This window comes from Pseudomonas sp. BLCC-B112, from assembly GCF_028550695.1.
GTDB lineage: Bacteria > Pseudomonadota > Gammaproteobacteria > Pseudomonadales > Pseudomonadaceae > Aquipseudomonas > Aquipseudomonas danubii.
On the sequence record NZ_JAQQGK010000004.1, the window covers coordinates 26,921 to 44,068 of the forward strand.

18 protein-coding genes are annotated in these 17,148 nt (G+C 63.8%); 6 read left to right on the top strand and 12 right to left on the bottom strand.

What is annotated here, in order from left to right; genetic code table 11:
- Positions 1-9: 9 nt before the first annotated feature.
- From PQT43_RS11555 to PQT43_RS11580, 6 genes are all read right to left on the bottom strand, one after another.
- On the bottom strand, positions 10-447 hold the full coding sequence (locus tag PQT43_RS11555) for a YqaA family protein (RefSeq protein WP_102863454.1): 438 nt from the start codon (positions 445-447) through the stop codon (positions 10-12).
- The gene (locus PQT43_RS11560) at positions 444-893 is read right to left on the bottom strand and encodes a DUF411 domain-containing protein (RefSeq protein ID WP_102879207.1); all 450 of its coding nucleotides are present in this window, start codon (positions 891-893) and stop codon (positions 444-446) included. The genes PQT43_RS11555 and PQT43_RS11560 overlap by 4 nt, the downstream gene beginning before the upstream one ends.
- 154 nt (positions 894-1,047) lie before the next feature.
- Positions 1,048-1,977 (bottom strand): copper resistance protein B, encoded by a 930-nt coding sequence (locus PQT43_RS11565; RefSeq protein WP_416375918.1) that lies wholly within the window; start codon positions 1,975-1,977, stop codon positions 1,048-1,050.
- Positions 1,967-3,679, bottom strand: coding sequence for a copper resistance system multicopper oxidase (locus PQT43_RS11570; protein ID WP_272753950.1), 1,713 nt, complete (start codon positions 3,677-3,679; stop codon positions 1,967-1,969). The genes PQT43_RS11565 and PQT43_RS11570 overlap by 11 nt, the downstream gene beginning before the upstream one ends.
- 85 nt (positions 3,680-3,764) lie before the next feature.
- The gene (locus tag PQT43_RS11575) at positions 3,765-4,220 is read right to left on the bottom strand and encodes an SRPBCC family protein (protein WP_267268261.1); all 456 of its coding nucleotides are present in this window, start codon (positions 4,218-4,220) and stop codon (positions 3,765-3,767) included.
- A 79-nt stretch (positions 4,221-4,299) separates the two neighbouring features.
- Complete coding sequence (locus PQT43_RS11580) at positions 4,300-6,294, bottom strand: methyl-accepting chemotaxis protein (RefSeq protein WP_267268260.1); 1,995 nt, start codon at positions 6,292-6,294, stop codon at positions 4,300-4,302.
- A gap of 454 nt (positions 6,295-6,748) precedes the next feature.
- On the opposite strand from PQT43_RS11580, the gene PQT43_RS11585 reads away from it, so the two are divergent.
- On the top strand, positions 6,749-7,285 hold the full coding sequence (locus PQT43_RS11585; protein ID WP_102863460.1) for a hypothetical protein: 537 nt from the start codon (positions 6,749-6,751) through the stop codon (positions 7,283-7,285).
- A 48-nt stretch (positions 7,286-7,333) separates the two neighbouring features.
- Here PQT43_RS11585 and PQT43_RS11590 read toward each other — a convergent pair whose 3' ends face one another.
- Positions 7,334-8,329: an aldo/keto reductase gene (locus tag PQT43_RS11590; RefSeq protein ID WP_123390676.1), complete on the bottom strand. Its 996-nt coding sequence runs from the start codon at positions 8,327-8,329 to the stop codon at positions 7,334-7,336.
- A 118-nt stretch (positions 8,330-8,447) separates the two neighbouring features.
- On the opposite strand from PQT43_RS11590, the gene PQT43_RS11595 reads away from it, so the two are divergent.
- Positions 8,448-9,362, top strand: coding sequence for a LysR family transcriptional regulator (locus PQT43_RS11595; protein WP_102863462.1), 915 nt, complete (start codon positions 8,448-8,450; stop codon positions 9,360-9,362).
- Between the two features lie 93 nt (positions 9,363-9,455).
- Here the strand turns inward: PQT43_RS11595 and PQT43_RS11600 are convergent, their stop codons facing one another.
- Positions 9,456-9,584 (bottom strand): hypothetical protein, encoded by a 129-nt coding sequence (locus PQT43_RS11600; protein WP_256596732.1) that lies wholly within the window; start codon positions 9,582-9,584, stop codon positions 9,456-9,458.
- 171 nt (positions 9,585-9,755) lie between these two features.
- Between PQT43_RS11600 and PQT43_RS11605 the strand changes: the two genes are divergently transcribed.
- Positions 9,756-9,944 carry a hypothetical protein gene (locus PQT43_RS11605; RefSeq protein WP_042941707.1) on the top strand — a complete coding sequence of 63 codons (189 nt, stop codon included), beginning with the start codon at positions 9,756-9,758 and terminating at the stop codon, positions 9,942-9,944.
- A 17-nt stretch (positions 9,945-9,961) separates the two neighbouring features.
- On the opposite strand, the gene PQT43_RS11610 is transcribed toward PQT43_RS11605, so the two are convergent.
- Positions 9,962-10,342: a fe2+ zn2+ uptake regulation protein gene (locus tag PQT43_RS11610; protein WP_102863463.1), complete on the bottom strand. Its 381-nt coding sequence runs from the start codon at positions 10,340-10,342 to the stop codon at positions 9,962-9,964.
- Between the two features lie 299 nt (positions 10,343-10,641).
- On the opposite strand from PQT43_RS11610, the gene pvdQ reads away from it, so the two are divergent.
- Complete coding sequence (gene pvdQ / locus PQT43_RS11615; RefSeq protein ID WP_272753953.1) at positions 10,642-12,975, top strand: bifunctional acylase PvdQ; 2,334 nt, start codon at positions 10,642-10,644, stop codon at positions 12,973-12,975.
- Between the two features lie 52 nt (positions 12,976-13,027).
- Here pvdQ and PQT43_RS11620 read toward each other — a convergent pair whose 3' ends face one another.
- Complete coding sequence (locus tag PQT43_RS11620) at positions 13,028-14,029, bottom strand: FecR family protein (RefSeq protein WP_102863465.1); 1,002 nt, start codon at positions 14,027-14,029, stop codon at positions 13,028-13,030.
- A 290-nt stretch (positions 14,030-14,319) separates the two neighbouring features.
- Between PQT43_RS11620 and PQT43_RS11625 the strand changes: the two genes are divergently transcribed.
- Complete coding sequence (locus PQT43_RS11625; protein ID WP_213666435.1) at positions 14,320-15,357, top strand: Ldh family oxidoreductase; 1,038 nt, start codon at positions 14,320-14,322, stop codon at positions 15,355-15,357.
- Positions 15,358-15,413: 56 nt separating this feature from the next.
- Here the strand turns inward: PQT43_RS11625 and PQT43_RS11630 are convergent, their stop codons facing one another.
- Complete coding sequence (locus PQT43_RS11630) at positions 15,414-15,734, bottom strand: DUF883 family protein (RefSeq protein ID WP_102863467.1); 321 nt, start codon at positions 15,732-15,734, stop codon at positions 15,414-15,416.
- 234 nt (positions 15,735-15,968) lie between these two features.
- On the opposite strand from PQT43_RS11630, the gene PQT43_RS11635 reads away from it, so the two are divergent.
- Positions 15,969-16,223: a hypothetical protein gene (locus tag PQT43_RS11635; protein WP_011061196.1), complete on the top strand. Its 255-nt coding sequence runs from the start codon at positions 15,969-15,971 to the stop codon at positions 16,221-16,223.
- Here the strand turns inward: PQT43_RS11635 and PQT43_RS11640 are convergent.
- The gene (locus PQT43_RS11640) at positions 16,195-17,130 is read right to left on the bottom strand and encodes a LysR family transcriptional regulator (protein ID WP_272753960.1); all 936 of its coding nucleotides are present in this window, start codon (positions 17,128-17,130) and stop codon (positions 16,195-16,197) included. The genes PQT43_RS11635 and PQT43_RS11640 overlap by 29 nt on opposite strands.
- Positions 17,131-17,148: the final 18 nt, after the last annotated feature.

The window sequence follows — 17,148 nt, forward strand, 5'->3', positions numbered from 1 at the left end:
CGGAGCGGCTCAGCCGAGCCAGCCCAGGGTCAGCCACACCAGCACGGCGTAGCGGGCGCCTTTGGCCAGGCTGACGATCAGCAGGAAACGCTTGAGGGGTTCGCCCATGACGCCTGCCACCAGGGTCAGCGGATCGCCGATCACCGGCATCCAGCTCAGCAGCAGCGTCCAGTGGCCGTAACGCTGGTAGTGCACCCGGGCCCGCTCCAGGTGCTTCGGACTAACGGGAAACCAGCGACGCTCCTTGTAGGTGTCAAGGCGCTGCCCCAGCCACCAGTTGACCAGGGAGCCCAGGACGTTGCCCAGGGTTGCCACCAGCCAGAGCCCGAGTACCGTCAGCTGGCTGTTGTGCAGCAGGCCCACCAGCAGCGCTTCCGACTGCAGGGGCAGCAGGGTGGCGGCGGCGAAGGCGGCGAGAAACAGGCCGAGGTAGGCGCTGGCGATCAACGGGCCGGGTAGTCCGCTACCACGACATCCTGGCCGTCACGGGTCAGGCCGATGACTTGGAAGGCGTCGGCGCCCATGCCGTCCATTTCCATGCCGGGGGAGCCCATGGGCATGCCCGGGGCGGCGATGCCCAGCAGGTCGTCGCGCTTGCGCAAGGCCAGGACCTGTTCAGCGGGCACGTGGCCTTCGACGAACTTGCCGTCGATCACCGCGGTGTGACAGGAGCCCAGGCGCGGGGCCACCCCCAAGCGCTGTTTGACCGCGCTCATGTTGCTTTCCACGTGGTCGGTGACGGCAAAGCCGTTGTCCTGCAGGTGCTCGATCCACTTTTTGCAGCAGCCGCAGTTGGCGTCGCGGTGCACGTCGATGGGGATCAGTTCGCCCGCCTGAGCCAGGGAGCCGATCAGCAGGGCGGACAGGGCCGCCAGACGCAGTGAAGTTTTCATCGAAAGTCTCGTTGTCGCTGTTGAATAAGGGGCGCTGGCAGGGCCGGCCCTTGTGGGGACACGCTGGGGGTGGTGCATTTTGCGGCTTTTTTTGCCAGCTGCCGGCGGCTTTTGTTTCAAGTTGATACCAAGCCCCGGGCGCGGAGCAAGGGTTCTAGAACCACATTCGCAGCCCCAGCACCAGGCGAGCGCCGTTGTCCGGTTCGCCGTCGTTGTGGGCGTAGTCGGCGGTCCGCCCATGGCTGCGGTTCCAGGTCACACCTATATAAGGTGCGAATTCCCGGCGCAGTTCATAGCGCAGCCGCAGGCCGATTTCGCTTTCGGCCAGGCCGGCGCCCTGGCCCCGTTGCGGATCGTTGCGGCCGTACAGGTTGAGTTGCGCCGACGGCTGCAGGATCAGGCGCTGGGTCAGCAGCAGGTCGTAGTCGGCTTCGACCCGCAAGGCGCTCTGGCCGCCTTCTCCAAGATAGGCGGTGACCTGGCTTTCGACGTTGTACAGCGCCATGCCTTGCAGGCCCAGGGCTGCCCAGGTCTGGGCCGTGCCGGGCTTGAAGTCCTGACGCAGGCCGCTGACCAGCTCCCACCAGGGGCTGATGGCGTGGCCCCAGAGGGCTTGCAGCTCGGCATGCTCAGTGACGCCCCGGGTGCGTTCACCCTCGCTGCGCAGCCACAGCCGGTCACGGTCGCCACCTATCCAGCCATTGACCTCCCAGCCCAGGCTCGTGCCGCGCTCGGCGTCCTGCCATTCGAGCCGCTCCACCAGGAAAAAACTGTTCAGCGACTTGCCGTGGAGGACATGACCGGCCGCGCTTGGATAGACCGCCCGGCGATCGGCATCGGTCAACGGCGCAATCGGTGTACGGCTTTGCAAGGGGGCTGCGACTTGCAGGCCCGGCATCGCTGAGTGATCCATGCCGCGCATGTCGTGTCCGGGCATCTGTTGTGGTGCCCGGGTGTCGTGGTCCATGCCGGGCATGGACTGACCATGGGCCGGGGTACCGGGCCAGGCCAGCAGGACGATGCCCAGGCCGAGACCGGTCAGCCCGCCCGGCAGCAGTGGCAGCAGGGGCGTCTCAATCGGCATGGGGCACCTCCCGTTCTTCGACCCGGACTTCGCGGAACATGCCGCTCTCCATGTGGTACAGCAGATGGCAGTGGTAGGCCCAGCGCCCCAGGGCATCGGCCGTGACCCGGTAGCAGCGGCGGGTGCCCGGCGGCATGTCGATGGTGTGCTTGCGCACCTGGAAGCGGCCGTGTTCGTCCTCAAGGTCGCTCCACATGCCATGCAGGTGGATGGGGTGGCTCATCATGCTGTCGTTCACCAGTTCAATCCGCACCCGCTCGCCATACTCCAGGCGCAGGGGCTCGGCCTCGGCAAAGGCGATGCCGTCGAAAGACCAGGCGAACTTTTCCATATGGCCGGTCAGGTGCAGGGTCAGGGTACGGCTCGGTTCGCGGCCGTCGGGGTCGGCGAAGGTGCTTTTCAGATCGGCGTAGGTCAGCACCCGACGGCCGTTGTGGCGCAGGCCGAGGCCGGGGTCGTCCAGGCGTGGCTGGGGATTCATGGCTTGCATGTCCACCAGCGGGTTGGCGGTTTCCGAGGCTGGATGGGGGATCTGGCTGCTCATCGCGCTGTGGTCCATGCCGGGCATTGAGGCCATACCCATGTCCTCCAGGGTCAGCAGCGGCCTGGGGTCCAGGGCCGGCGCACGGGCCTTGAGGCCGGGGACGCTGCTCAGGGAGCCCAGCGCGTAGCCGCTGCGGTCCATGGCCTGAGCGAACAGACTATGGGCACCGGCGCTGGGCTGCACCAGCACGTCGAAGGTTTCTGCCACGGCGATCCGCAGCTCATCCACCGATACCGGCTCCACGTGCTGGCCATCGGCTGCCACCACGGTCATTTTCACGCCGGGAATGCGCAGGTCGAAGTAGGTCATGGCCGAGGCATTGATCAGCCGCAGGCGCAGGCGTTCGCCGGGGCGGAACAGTCCGGTCCAGTGGTTGTCCGGTGCCTGGCCGTTGAGCAGGTAGGTGTAGGTGGCGCCGCTGACGTCGGCAAGGTCGGTGGGGGTCATGTTCATCTGCGCCCACATTGTGCGCTCGGCCACAGTGGCGGCCCAGCCGTCGCGGCCGACGTCTTCGATGAAGTCAGCGAGGGTGCGTTTGTGCCGGTTGTAGTAGTCGGACTGCTTTTTCAGGGTGCGCAGGATCTGTTCCGGCGCCTCGTCGCTCCAGTCCGACAGCAGCACCACGTAGTCGCGGTCGTAGGTGAAGGGCTCCGGCTCCCGGGCGTCGATCACCAGTGCCCCGTACACCCCCAGTTGTTCCTGGAGCCCGGAATGGCTGTGGTACCAGTAGGTGCCATGCTGCTTGACCGGGAATGAATAGCGGTACAGACCGCCGGGCTCGATGCCTTCGAAGCTCAGGCCGGGTACGCCGTCCATGTCGGCGGGCAGGATGATCCCGTGCCAGTGGATCGACGTCATCTGGTGCAGCTGGTTGCGCACCCGCAGGGTGACCCGGCCGCCCTCGCGCCAGCGCAGCAGGGGGCCGGGCAGGCTGCCGTTGACCGTCATGGCCTGGCGCGGCTGGCCGCTGAAGTTCACCGGCAACTGGCCAATGGACAGGTCGAAATCGGTGCCTGCCGCGACCTCGGGCTGACCCGGACTGCTGATGGCCCAGACCGGATTGCGCCACAGCCCCAGACCGGCGAGAACGCCTCCGGCCGCCAGGGCCTTGACGAAGGTGCGTCGGGACGGGCTGTGTCTTGATGGGGGGAACGGCATGGCAGGCTTCCAGTCGGTCAGCGGATTGGAGGGGACTCTAATCAGCGCTGGCTGTCAGGAAACTGAGGCGGGCATTACAGATTTGTCAGTCGCCCGGATGCTCCAGGCGTTGCTTGAGATTGCCCAGGGCCTGGGTCGACAGTTGTTCCATGCGCGCCCGCAGGCCGCTCAGTTGCAGGTCGGTGCAATAGTCCAGCATGTGCCGCAACAGCGTGCCGTCGCTCTGCTTGTTCAGTTGGTAATGGACAGTGCCGTCCAGGGCCGCGGAGCTGAAGACGGCCTTGAACTCCTTGGGAAATACCGCGTTCAGCACGCGATAGCTCATGGGGATCTGTACTCCGAGGAGATTCATGACTTCGCTGAAGCGGTGACCCGCCGGCAGCGAGCCACAAAAGCCGGTGTCGGCCCGCAGGCAGGAGGGCTGCCACTCCGGCCAGCGGTCCGGCTGGGTCACGTAGTAATAGACAGTGTCGATATCGGCCTGGATATACAGCTCGTGGCTGAGCCGCTCTTGCAGCAGATGTGATTGGCGCTGACCCATGATGCACCCCACTTCCTTGTGACCGGAGCCTCCAATATAGTCCCGCCGCCTGGGGGTGCCAGCGGCGGCGGTAGACCGTTCAGCGGACTTTGAAGCGGCTCATCAGGTGGCTGACCTGGGCATTGGCCTGCAGCAGGCTCTGGGTATTGCTTTCACCGGCTCGGGCACTCTCCACCAGCTCCTCGACCATGTGTCGGATGCTGACCATGCTGCGGTTGATCTCCTCGGTCACCGCGCTCTGCTGTTCGGCAGCGGTGGCGATCTGGGTGCTCAGGCTGTTGATCTGGTTCACCGAGTCGGCCATTTCATCCAGGCCGCTGTTGACCCGGGCTGTGGCGTCCGCGGCGGACTGGCAACTGGCCTGGGTGTTTTCCATGGCGCTGACCGAGGAGCTCACGCCCTGGGTCAGGCGGCTGAGCATTTCGTTGATTTGCGAGGTGCTGTCCTGGGTCCGCGCGGCCAGGGCCCGGACCTCATCGGCGACCACGGCAAAGCCGCGTCCCTGTTCCCCAGCCCGGGCCGCCTCGATGGCGGCGTTGAGGGCCAGCAGGTTGGTCTGCCCGGCAATGGCGCCGATCACCCCGAGGATCTCGGTGATGCGCTGGGCGTCGGCTTGCATGGCCTCGACCTTGTGGGTGGCATCGGCCACTTCGTCGATCAGCGCAATCACGCTGCCGGAGGCTTCGCCCACCACCACCCGCGAGTGTTCGGCATGCTCGTTGGCGCGCCGGGTGAAGTCCGCGGTCTGGGCGGCGTTGGCCGCGACGCTGTCGGCCGTGCTGCTCATCTCGGTGATGGCGGTCACGGTCTGGTCGGTTTCCGAGGCGTGGCGCATCAGGATCTGCTGGCTGTGGGCCGAGGTCTGCTGCAACTGCGCCAGGCTGCCGGCCATGGCTTCGGTGGCCTGGGTGACTTCGCCGATCATGTTCTGCAGGTACTGGATGAAGTGGTTGACCGAGTGCCCGATGGCCCCCAGTTCGTCCTCGGCGCGGATCACGATGCGCCGGGTCAGGTCGGCGTCACCGGTGGCCAGGGCATCGATATTGCCCTTGAGGATCTTCATCCGCTGCACCAGTTGGCGGATCGCATAGACCTGCAGCAGCACCAGCAGGATCACCATGGGGATCTGCAACAGGCTCAGGGTGCTCAGCACATCGTCGCGCTGGGCGGTGATCAGGTGGGTGGGCAGGGCGCTGGCGAGGAACCACGGGGTGCCTTCGATGGCGCGCATAAAGAAGGTGCTGGGCACCCCGGCGTTATCGAACTCGATACGTTGGGCGCTGTTGTCGCGACGTTCCAAGGCGCTCTGCACCTGGGCCGCGAAGGGCGAGCCGGCGGCCAGTTCCCGGATGTTCTTCAGCACGATCGGGCCATTGATCCGCGAGCTGTTGCTGATGACCTTGCCGTCGGCCTCGACGATCAGCATCTGGGCGTCGAGCGCTTTCTCCTGGCGGGCCACCAGGTCGTTGAAGAAACCCAGGGTGACGTCGATGGTGGCCACGCCCCAGGGTTGGCCGTCGCGGCGGATGGCCATGGCGCAGTTGGTGCGTGGCTCGGCGCTGGCGTCGTCCTTGTAGGCCGCGGCCCAGGCGCACTGGCCGGGAGCGCTCTGCAGGCCGCCTTTGTACCAGGACTGGTCGTAGTAGTTGGGGGCCGGGTCGCTGTTCCAGAAGGTGTTGACCACCAACTGGCCCGACGCATCACGGTGCCAGAAGGTGCTGTGCTTGTTGCGTCTCGGAGTGCGCTGGCCGGGCAGCGGCCAGATCCCGCCGCCGAAGACCTTTTGCTCGCCGTACTGGTCCACCAGACCGGGCAGGACCTTGTCGATGCTGTCGCTGTCGAGCAGGGGCACGGTCTGGGTGATGCTGCGTTGCTGGGCCTGGACCTTGTTCAACTCGCCCTGAATGCGCTGCGCCACTTCGGCGATGCGATTGAGGACCACCTGTTCCTCGGTATGGCGCAACTTGGGCGCCACCATTTGGCTGATGCCCACGACTGTGAGTACCAGCATCAGGACAATGAACAGGACCAGAAAGAGCGTGTAGCGGGCTTGAATCGTGCGCAAAGCGGGCATGGGACCTGTCCTTACCGAGCGTTTTTTATTATTTGGAGAGGGGGAGCCTTGTCGGGGCATCCTCAGGATGTCGGCGCGGTTTTTCTGCTCTTTAGTACGATCGTCCAAAAAACTTCGATGTCGTTGAAAAAGTGTCGCAGGTGACACAGAGGAGGATCAGACAGCCGCTGAACGGTTCGATTGCAAGCAGGAAAAGATCAGGGTTTGCGGGTGCTGCAAACAGCCGGCGCCGCTTAAATCGGGCCTTCTGGCTAATTGTGTCGAGTTTGTACAGAAATTGTAATTTGTGGAAATAAAGCGTTGTTGGGAGGTCGTCCTGGCGTTGATACTTGCGCCCATTCAGATGATTCAACACGGCTTGCACCCAGTTTCAGGCGCCAGGTAAGACTTTTCCGGTCCTCTCTGAGCCAGGCTGAACAGGAGGATTGGCAAGCCGGACTACAGGAGTGTCAGCATGGCAATCGGATACGTTGGAGGCTGGACCAGCAAGGCGGGTCTGTTGGTGCAGGACGGCGGTGGCAGCGGTTCCTCCAAGCCGGTCTCGCAAAGTGCCAAGGTACGGCAGATGTTGAGCCTGGTGGGAAGCAACCCCACCGTGCTGGATATCCGCAAGATGGACCAGTTGAAGCTTCACAAGCAGATCAAGGGTTTCGATCCGACCAACGTGACCACCAAGTCCCTGGGTGGCATGAGTACCTTCCTCAAGAACAACGGCCTGATTTCCGACATCACCGCGTTGAACCTGATCAACGCCGGCGACAAGTTCGACCGTTTCGGCATTCCGAAGAACCCGGATGAGCCGTTCAATGCCCTGGAATACTTCGCGATGAAGCTCGATGACATCCAGAACAACAACATCAAGGGCAACAAGTACGCCAACTACCTGGTTCCCGAGTACAAGAAGGCCATCTACGTCCTGCAGAGCCTGCAGAACTATGGCAAGGGCAACGGCACTACGGTGACCGACAAGAACGTCTCCGCCAAAGCCTGATCCAGACGCGGCGCGCGCTCTTGCCGAGCCCGCGCCGCGTTCCTTGCGTCAGCGATTCAGCAGCGCCATCACCTCCTCGGTGTACCGGGGACCTGCGGTGGCCTGCGGGCTGAAAATGCCCTCCAGCGAAGCCAGCTCCGCGGCACTCAGGCGGATCTGCAGCGCTGCCACGTTTTCCTCCAGATAGCGCCGTTGCTTGGTTCCGGGAATCGGGATCAGGTAGTCGCCCTGTGCCAGCACCCAGGCCAGGGCCAGTTGCCCGGCGCTGACCTGTTTGTCCGCCGCCAGTTGCTGCACCTGCTTCACCAGTTGCAGGTTGCGCTGGAAATTCTCGCCTTGGAAACGCGGGTTGGAACGCCGGAAATCGTCGGCGGCAAAGTCATCAGGACTTTTCAGGGCGCCGGTCAGAAAGCCGCGACCCAGCGGGCTGTAGGGGACAAAGGCGATCCCCAGGCGCTGGCAGGCGGCCAGGCAGCCGTTGTCTTCCTGATCCCGGCTCCACAGCGAGTATTCACTTTGTAGGGCGCTGATGGGGTGCACTTTGTGGGCGCGCTCCAGGGTACTTGCCGACGCTTCGCTCAGGCCCAGGTAGCGCACCTTGCCGGCCTGGACCAGCTCCGCCATGGCGCCGACGGTTTCTTCGATGGCCACGTCCGGGTCGACCCGATGCAGGTAATACAGGTCCAGGGTTTCTACGCCCAGGCGCCGCAGGCTGCCGTCGATGGATGCGCGCACGTATTCGGGACGGCCGTTGACGCCGCGAGCCTGCGCATCGCCCGGATCGCGGACGATGCCGAACTTGCTGGCCAGGAACACTTGCTGGCGCTTGCCGCGAATCGCCTGGCCGATCAGTTCCTCGTTGCTGTGGGGGCCGTACATATCGGCGGTGTCCAGCAGGTTGATCCCCAGTTCCAGGGCGCGGTGCAGGGTGGCAATGGCCTCCTTGGGGTCGTTGCCGGTGGTGTAGAAATCGCTCATGCCCATGCAGCCCAGGCCAATGGCAGAAACCTGCGGACCCTGATGGCCCAGTTGTCGAGTGTGCATCGCTCAATACTCCGATGAGGGGGAAAGAGCGCTCAGTGTGCTACTCGACAAAAACTGTATAAACAGGCTAAAATCGCTATCACTATTATCATTATCTAAATAATCCTGAGCCTGTTTCATGGACCGTTTCAACGCCATGCGTGTCTTCACCCGAATTGTCGAGCTGGGCGGCTTTGCCAGGGCCGCCGAGGATCTGCACATGCCGGCGGCCTCGGTCACCATCCTGATCAAGCAACTGGAAGCTCACCTGGGCGTGCAGCTTCTGCACCGCACCACCCGTCAGGTGAGCCCGACCCTGGACGGCGCCGCCTATTACCAGCGCTGCGTGCGCCTGCTGGCGGACCTGGAGGAGGCCGAAGCGGCATTTTCGGTGACCCGGCACAACCCCCGGGGGCTCTTGCGCATCGATATGCCGGTGGGCATCGGTCGGCTGATCGTGATTCCCGCGTTACCGGAGTTTTCCGCCCGCTACCCGCTGATCGAACTGGAGATCGGCCTCAATGACCGCCCCGTGGACCTGATCCGTGAGGGCGTGGATTGCGCCTTGCGGGGCGGCCCGACCCTGGATGACAGCCTGGTGGCCCGGCCGCTGGTGCAGTTGCAGCAAGTGACGTGCGCCAGCCCGGGCTACCTGCAGCAACAGGGAACGCCCCAGTCGCTGGCCGACCTGCAAGGGCATCGGATGGTGGAGTATTTCTCCAGTGTCAGCGGCAAGCGTTATGGCCTGGAGTTCTACATCGATGGCCAGTTGCGCCCGATGGAGTTGCCCAAGCAGGTGGCGGTCAACAGCGCTGACGGCTACCTGGCGGCCTGCGAAGCCGGTTACGGACTGGTGCAGACGCCGTATTACAACGTTGCCCGACAGTTGCGGGCCGGGGTCTTGCGCGAGGTCCTGGAGGATTTTCCGGTGCCGTCGCTGCCGCTGACCGCGATGTATCCGCCTCAGCGTCATCTGTCCACCCGGGTGCGGGTCTTCGTCGACTGGTTGCTGGAACTGTTCGCCCGTCCTGGCAATGGCACCTCGCGACCCTGAAGGTTTGTCACAAAGAGCAGAACGCCCGCAGCGGGGCGGGCGTTGGTTGGGGGAGTGGCAGATTCAGCGGGGCCGATGGACTGGCCGAATGACTCAGCGGTGGTAGTAGCCCGGGCCGCCGTCGTAGTAACGGTGATGCCCGCCATCGCGGGGCATGATGATGCAGCCTGACAGGGTCAGGATCGCCAGCAGGGGAATCAGCAGTGTGATTCGACGGAACATTTCTCAATCCTCAAAGGGCACAGGGAACTCGACAGGACGATGAAGGAGAAAAATCTCTTTCGCGCCTGTACCATGTGACCCCGATTTCCCCGGCGCATCCCCGAATCCGGGTAGGTGCTTGGCATCGTTCTTGATACACGGCGGATACATTTTCAGCTTCAGGACCCCGCAATGACCCAGTCACAACGCTTGAAATACTCGATCCTGATTTCCCTGGTGGTACTGGGGATCATGCTTGGCCTTTCCTACCTGCAGAACCACGGCGTCATCAGTGAAAAACTGTTCCAGTACATCGCCATTGGCGTGGCGGTGGTCGTGGTGGTGATCAATGGCGTGATGCGCCGCAAGGTCAAGCCCTGAGCCGTGGCTCGACCGTCTCAGGAGAGACCGTCGAGCACTGCCGCAGCCTGCTGATGCAGGCTGTAGCTCTTGTCGGCGTTGAGGGTCAGCACGCCCTCGCTGCACAGGCGCTTCAAGACTTCTCGCACGCTTAAGAACGACAGTGGAATATCCAGTTCCAGCAGTTGACTGTGGACCCCCCGCACACCCAGGGAGCGCTCGCTCTGGGCGGCGGTGAGCAGGGCGTCGATGACTTTCAGGCGAATCAGGCTGGTGCGCAGGCCAAAGCTTTTCAGCAGCTGCTTGATCCGTTCGTTACTGTTGCGCTCGGCGTTCTTGCCGAAGACACCGGCGCCGGCATTCAGGGAAGGCGTGTTGTTCACGGTGATGCCGTCCATTGGCAGTTGCGGGTTGTACATGCAAAAACTCCTTAGCAGAGCCTTATCAGGAAAAGAATGATGGGTGCTCTAGTAACTAGACGAACGAGCACGGCAAATCATGAAGCCCGGGATGTAGAAAATTGTCGGTATCAAGTCGCTGACCTGTCAGCGCCAGGTCGGTGTTGACCTCCGGGGGGTAATTTTTTCGGCGGCCATTCGTCCATAGGGGCAGGCAGGCGTCGGTTGATCCGTGCGCGGCCGGATTCCCAGACTGGCGGCGTTGCCCAACCCTTCCTGCACACCAGTCCTGGTTCTGTATTTTTGCATCAGGAGTCGGCGTGATCATTTCCAGGCAGTTACCGCATTTTTGCCTTGCAGCCCTGTTTCTAAGTCTCAGTTGCGGTGCCCATGCACAGGCGCAGCCCGAACCGACCCGTGCCGAGATTCGCCGCACCAGCTTTGGTGTCCCGCATATCCGTGCCAGCGACGAGCGCGGCCTGGGTTATGGCATCGGTTACGCCTACGCCCAGGACAATCTGTGCCTGATGGCCAATGAAGTGCTGACGGTGAACGCCGAGCGGGCCAGGTACTTCGGTGCCGAAGGTCAGACTCTGGAGCAACGGGATAACCTGAGCAGCGACGTGTTTTTCAGTTGGCTGAATACGCCTCAGGCGGTGGCCGGCTTTTGGCAGGCGCAGCCGCCGGCGGTGCGTGAGCGCATGCAGGGTTATGTCGAGGGCTACAACCGCCAGTTGGCGGAGCGCCGGGGCCAGGGGCTGCCTGAGCAGTGCCAGGGCGACTGGGTACGGCCGCTGGCCACCTCGGACCTGGTGAAGCTGACCCGGCGCCTGCTGGTGGAAGGCGGCGCAGGGCAGTTCGCCGAGGCCCTGGCGGGAGCCACGCCACCGGGCGTCACGGCCCAGGCGGCGCTGAGCGAGGGGCACTGGCAACTGGCGGCAGCCCGCCAGCAAGGTTTCGCCCTGGACCGTGGCAGCAATGCGGTGGCCATCGGCAGCGAGCGTTCGTTCAACGGTCGCGGCCTGCTGCTGGCCAACCCGCATTTCCCCTGGATCGGCGCCATGCGTTTCTATCAGATGCACCTGACCATTCCCGGCCAGCTGGATGTGATGGGGGCCGCCTTGCCCGGCCTGCCACTGATCAATATAGGTTTCAACCAGCACCTGGCCTGGACCCACACGGTGGATGCATCCAAGCATTTCACCCTGTACCGCCTGCAATTGGACCCCAAGGACCCGACCCGCTATTTGCTGGACGGCCGCTCGCAACCCCTGGAGCGCCAGAGTGTGACGGTGCAGGTCAAAGGCGCGGATGGTCAGTTGCATAGCGAGTCGCGGACCCTCTACAGCTCGGTCTTCGGCCCGGTGGTGCAGTGGCCGGGGGAGCTGGACTGGGACCGCGAACATGCCTACAGCCTGCGTGATGCCAACCTCGACAACACCCGGGTGCTGGCCCAGTGGTACGCGATGAACCAGGCCAGCAGCGTGACGGGCCTGCAAAACAGCGTGCATCAGCTGCAGGGCATTCCCTGGGTCAACACCCTGGCGGTAGATGACCAGGGCCGTGCGCTGTACATGAACCAGTCGGTGGTGCCCAACGTCACCCAGGCCAAGCTCGCCCAATGCAGCGATCCACGGGTCGGCACCCAGGTCATCGTCCTTGATGGTTCCCGCAGCAGCTGCGCCTGGGACATCGACCCGGCGGCGGCCCAGCCGGGGATCTTCGCCGCTGGCCAATTGCCGCAACTGGCACGCAACGACTACCTGCAGCATTCCAATGACTCGGCCTGGATGGTCAATCCGGCGGCGCCGCTGCAGGGCTTTTCGCCGGTGATCAGCCAGCAGGACGTGCCGCTGAAGATGCGTGCGCGTTTCGCCCTGGATCGCTTGAGCCGGATGCCCAAGGCCCAGGTCAGCGATCTGCAGCATATGGTCACCGATGATCAGGTGTACCTGGCCGGTCAGGTGATGCCGGACCTGCTGCAATTCTGCGCGCAGGACCTGGGGCCCGACGCCCAGCGACTGGCCGCGCTGTGCGCCAGCCTCAAGTCCTGGGACCGCAGCGCCGGGTTGCAGACGGGCCTGGGCTTCGTGCATTTCCAGGGCATCATGCAGCCGCTGTTGCAGCGTCCGGATATCTGGCGTGTCGCCTTCGACCCCAAGGACCCGCAGCACACGCCACGGGGCCTGGCCATCAGCCGTCCAGCAGTTGCCCAGGCCCTGCGTGAGGCGATGCTGGCCTCGGCGCTGCAAGTGACGCAGGCCGGGCTGGGCGCCGATGTGCGCTGGGGCGATATCCAGCAGGTGAGCCAGGGCGGGCGGCCGACCCCGGTGCCTGGCGGCCCGGAAAGCCTGGGGGTGTACAACGCTATCCAGAGCGTGCCGGGTGCCGACGGCAAGCGCGAGGTGGTGAGCGGCACCAGCTACCTGAATGTGGTCAGTTTCGATGAGCAGGGGCCGCGGGCCCTGGGCCTGCTGGCGTTTTCCCTGTCCAGCGATCCGGCGTCGCCGCACTTTCGCGACCAGACCGAGGCCTTTGCCCGGAATCAGTGGAGTGTGCTGCCCTTTACCGAGGCGCAGATCCGCGCCGATGGCCAGTATCAGTCGCAACTGATCCAGGAGCCGCGCCAGGATTCGCAGCCATTGGCCAAGTAGTGGGTGTCAGAGGTTGACAGGAATCGAGGCCGCCCCCCTAACGGGGCGGCCTTCAGCTTTTTGGCGGGGACTGGGGCAACGAATTGATCACCGGGTTGCCGTCGCGATTGCGCGTCAGGTAGACCGGCAGCACCTTGGGCAACGAAGTCAGCAGGCTCCTGATTTCCCGGGTGTTGTAGATGCCGCCCACGCGGATCTTGCCGGTCGAGCTGTCAGCCAACTGCACCGGGGTGTCCAGGTAGCGATTGATCAGTGGCAGGGCATCGCTGAGGGCCAGGTTGTCCAGCACCAGTTTGCCGTTGCGCCAGGCCAGGGAACTGTCGTTGCTGTAGGTCTGGCTGATCTGCGGCGCGTAGTCGCCATCCTTGTAGTGGGCCTGCATGCCCGGTTCCAGGCGGAAACCTTCGCCGGGCAGCGCGGTATTGCTGGTGACCAGCACCGAGCCCTGAAGCAGGGTGACCCGTACCTGATCCTCATACATCCACACGTTGAACTGGGTGCCGGTGACCTTGATCTGGCCTTGGGCGGCCTTGACCACGAACGGATGGCTGCTGTCGTGGCTGACCTTGAAGAACGCCTCGCCCTTCTTCAGGGTGACCCGGCGCTGATCCTTGTAGTTGCTGTAGGTCAGGCTGCTGCCCAGGTTCAGTTCCACCTGGCTGCCGTCGGCCAGGGTCACGTTGCGCAGGCTGTCGCCGGCTTCGAAATGTTCGTAGGACGATGGCAGCCAGCCCAGTTCCCAACCGCTGTAGGCGGCCAGGGGCAGGGCGCATAGGGCGACGGCCGCGGCCGCACCGTAATGCTGCCAGGTGCGCCGGGGGGCAGGCTTGACCGGAGCCGGCGCCAGAGTGGAGGGCGGCAGTTGATCGGCCACTTCCCATATCTCCCGCATCGCCTCGTATTCGAAAGCGTGCAGGGGGTCGGCATCATGCCATTGCTGAAAGGCCAGACGCTCCGCATCGCTGCAGTCGGCTTCATGCAAACGCATGCACCATTGCGCCGCAGCTTGGGTAATGGCGTCGTATTCGGCTTCTGAGAGGATCTGTTCGCTCATTGACTCTTCCTGATTTCCCGCATTCTACCCTCCGGCGCAAGGCTTGTAGAACAGCCGTCATGGCTAATGCGCATCAAAGTGAACTTATTTTCATCGGCCATGCCCTGAAAACCCGCTGTGTATCGAAAGTGTCTACAAATGGGCACGCCTTGCGGCCGTGTCTGTTGGCCAGCAACTCTGGCACCTTCCTTGCGCGCCATGGGATCGGGTTGACAGGGCCAACAGTCAGCGTTGTTTAATCGCCGGGTCACACGCTGTCGCCCCCTCCAATAATTACTCTGGAGCTTCAGATGTCTGCATCGTCCCTGGTTGTTGAAACGCCTTGCCAATACCTCTCTCTGCCGGCCCTGGTGCAGTTGCTGGAGACGATTTTCCTGCGTCATGGCTGTCGCGCCGAAGTGGCCCGTTGCCTGGCCGAGAACTGCGCCGCCGCCGAGCGCGACGGTGCCCAGAGTCATGGTGTGTTTCGTATCCCCGGCTATGTCTCGACCCTGGCCAGTGGCTGGGTCGATGGTCGGGCGGTGCCTGTGGTGGAAGACGTAGCGGCGGCCTTTGTCCGGGTCGACGCTGGCAACGGCTTTGCTCAACCGGCCCTGGCGGCCGCTCGCGAGCTGCTGGTCAGCAAGGCCCGCAACGCCGGGATCGCGGTGCTGGCGATCCGTAACTCGCACCATTTCGCCGCACTCTGGCCTGATGTCGAGCCCTTTGCCGAAGAGGGGCTGGTGGCCCTGAGCGTGGTCAACAGCATGACCTGTGTCGTGCCTCACGGCGCTGACCGGCCGTTGTTCGGCACCAATCCGATTGCCTTCGCCGCGCCCCAGGCCCAGGGCCAGCCGATCGTCTTCGACCTGGCCACCAGCGCCATCGCTCACGGCGATGTGCAGATCGCCGCGCGCAAGGGCGAGCGCTTGCCCCTTGGCATCGGCGTCGACAGCCTGGGGCAGCCGACCCAGGACCCCAAGGCGATTCTCGAAGGCGGCGCCTTGCTGCCGTTTGGCGGCCACAAAGGTTCGGCCCTGTCGATGATGGTGGAGTTGCTGGCCGCGGCCCTGACCGGAGGTCACTTCTCCTTCGAGTTCGACTGGTCCAACCATCCTGGGGCCAAGACGCCCTGGACCGGGCAGTTGCTGATCGTCATCGACCCGAGCAAGGCCGCCGGACAGAGCTTCGCCGAGCGCAGCCAGGAATTGGTGCGGCAGATGCACGCGGTGGGACTCAAGCGTCTACCGGGGGATCGTCGGCATCAGCAGCGCGAACGTTCGCTGCAAAAGGGAATCGCCATTGGCGTGGAGCAACTGCAACAGCTGCGGGCGCTGGCGCAGGCCTGAAACGAAAAAAGGCCAGGCCGCCACTGGCGCACCTGGCCCTGGAGCGAGCGGGGCGGTTACGAGCGCCGGCCCAGCAGCAGGCCGACCACCAGGCCAACGCCGGCGGAGATGGCCACGGTCTGCCACGGGTGGCCACCGATGTATTGCTCGGTGGCATCCACCACCGGCTTGCTGCGCTCGCGCACGTTGTTCACCGAGTCCAGCGCCTGCTTGAGTTTGAGGCTCACTTGCTGGCGCAAGCTTTCACCTTCTTCGCCCACCAGGCTGGCGCTGCCCTTGAGCAGCTTTTCCGATTCTTCGATCAGCGCCTGCAGTTCGCTGAAGGCCTGGTCCTTGATTTGATCGTTTTCCGCTTGCGCGGCAGATTTGCGAGCCATGAAGTTTTTCCTTGGAAATGTGGTCGGTGGTGCAAGGGCACGCCTGCGGTATCAGGCGTATTGCCCAAGTCGATAGCAGCCTGCGGCAGCGGCTGCAGTCATCGGGTACAAGCAATGGAGTCCGGCGCTGGGGCAAAAGTTGCAGCCATTTTGCACCTTGCTCGCCACCCTTGAGTAAAACCGTCAGCCCCTACAGTGTAAGATGGCGCCTATTTTACGCAGCAGGAATTTCCCATGAGTTTCAATCTGGCTAACAAGACCCTGGCCGAACGCGCCGCCATCGAGGACGAGAAGTCCCGTCTGTTCGACTTGTGGCAGAGCAACCTGGGCAAGGCCAAGGGCGAGGCGGCACGGTTGTTCGGCGAGCGCGGCAAGCGCAAGGGCAAGTGGGCCGAGTGGGTGCGCGCGGAACTGGACGGCATGTCGCCGCCGGAGTACTCCAACATGGTGCGCAGTGAAGTCAATCGGCTGATGGCGGCGAACAAGTAACCGCGAAACACTCGACAATCGCTTCACGTACCTTTACCAGCAGCGGGTCTATCTGCGGGCTGGTGCGCCAACCCAGTTCGATCGGATAGCGCGGCAGCGCCAGGGGGCAGGGCAGCAGCTGCAGGCCGGTGAACTCGGCGATGCGCCGTGCGGCATGGGCAGGAATGGTCGCCACCGCCTGGCTGCCCTTGAGCAGAAAGGGCAGCGCGGCAAAATGCGTGGTCGAGGCGCAGACCTGGCGACTGAGTCCCAGATTCGCCAATCCTTCATCGGTGATGCCGATAAACCCTTGTGACGACACCAGCAGGTGTTCGCGCCGAACGAACTCCTCAAGGTCGATCTGTCGTTGCCCGGGTTCCAGGCTGGCCGGGTCCGCCAAACACAGGTAGTCGCCTTCCCCCAGCACCTGCCGACTGAGCAGGCGCTCGGCAAAGCCACCGGCACTGATCGCCAGGTCGACGCTGCGCTGCAACAGCGCCTCGGCGACGATCTGGCTGTGGGTCTGGCGGAAGATCAGCCGCAACTTGGGGGCACGGCGGGCCACGGCTTCGATAAGGCGCCGACCGTAGGCAATCTCGAAATCATCCGACAGGCCGACCGTCACCGAGCGTCCCTGATAATCGGCGCTGTGCGGGGCAACCATGGCCAGGCTCTGGCGACATTTGTTCAGGGCCTCAGTGACCACCGGCTTCAATTGATTGGCCTTGAGGGTCGGCGCCAGGCCGCGGCCGGTGCGAACGAACAATTGATCGCCATACAACTCGCGCAGGCGGCGCAAGGCTGCGCTCATGGCCGATTGGGTCACTCCCAGGCGCAGGGCTGCGCGGCTGGCGCTGGACTCGTCATGTAGGGCTTCGAAAGCCTTGAGCAGGTTGAGGTCGACGCTGGCGATATTCATATGGTTCATATCATTAAGCACTGGGTT

What these genes read in the sequence shown, in the direction of transcription:
- PQT43_RS11635 (WP_011061196.1), top strand. Translation starts at nt 15,969, where the DNA reads ATGAGTTTCAATCTGGCTAACAAGACCCTGGCCGAACGCGCCGCCATC.
- PQT43_RS11605 (WP_042941707.1), top strand. Translation starts at nt 9,756, where the DNA reads ATGACCCAGTCACAACGCTTGAAATACTCGATCCTGATTTCCCTGGTG.
- PQT43_RS11620 (WP_102863465.1), bottom strand. Translation starts at nt 14,029, where the DNA reads ATGAGCGAACAGATCCTCTCAGAAGCCGAATACGACGCCATTACCCAA.
- PQT43_RS11625 (WP_213666435.1), top strand. Translation starts at nt 14,320, where the DNA reads ATGTCTGCATCGTCCCTGGTTGTTGAAACGCCTTGCCAATACCTCTCT.
- PQT43_RS11630 (WP_102863467.1), bottom strand. Translation starts at nt 15,734, where the DNA reads ATGGCTCGCAAATCTGCCGCGCAAGCGGAAAACGATCAAATCAAGGAC.
- PQT43_RS11610 (WP_102863463.1), bottom strand. Translation starts at nt 10,342, where the DNA reads ATGTACAACCCGCAACTGCCAATGGACGGCATCACCGTGAACAACACG.
- PQT43_RS11600 (WP_256596732.1), bottom strand. Translation starts at nt 9,584, where the DNA reads ATGTTCCGTCGAATCACACTGCTGATTCCCCTGCTGGCGATCCTGACC.
- PQT43_RS11595 (WP_102863462.1), top strand. Translation starts at nt 8,448, where the DNA reads ATGGACCGTTTCAACGCCATGCGTGTCTTCACCCGAATTGTCGAGCTG.
- PQT43_RS11565 (WP_416375918.1), bottom strand. Translation starts at nt 1,977, where the DNA reads ATGCCGATTGAGACGCCCCTGCTGCCACTGCTGCCGGGCGGGCTGACC.
- PQT43_RS11585 (WP_102863460.1), top strand. Translation starts at nt 6,749, where the DNA reads ATGGCAATCGGATACGTTGGAGGCTGGACCAGCAAGGCGGGTCTGTTG.
- PQT43_RS11640 (WP_272753960.1), bottom strand. Translation starts at nt 17,130, where the DNA reads ATGAACCATATGAATATCGCCAGCGTCGACCTCAACCTGCTCAAGGCT.
- PQT43_RS11570 (WP_272753950.1), bottom strand. Translation starts at nt 3,679, where the DNA reads ATGCCGTTCCCCCCATCAAGACACAGCCCGTCCCGACGCACCTTCGTC.
- PQT43_RS11575 (WP_267268261.1), bottom strand. Translation starts at nt 4,220, where the DNA reads ATGGGTCAGCGCCAATCACATCTGCTGCAAGAGCGGCTCAGCCACGAG.
- PQT43_RS11560 (WP_102879207.1), bottom strand. Translation starts at nt 893, where the DNA reads ATGAAAACTTCACTGCGTCTGGCGGCCCTGTCCGCCCTGCTGATCGGC.
- PQT43_RS11590 (WP_123390676.1), bottom strand. Translation starts at nt 8,329, where the DNA reads ATGCACACTCGACAACTGGGCCATCAGGGTCCGCAGGTTTCTGCCATT.
- PQT43_RS11580 (WP_267268260.1), bottom strand. Translation starts at nt 6,294, where the DNA reads ATGCCCGCTTTGCGCACGATTCAAGCCCGCTACACGCTCTTTCTGGTC.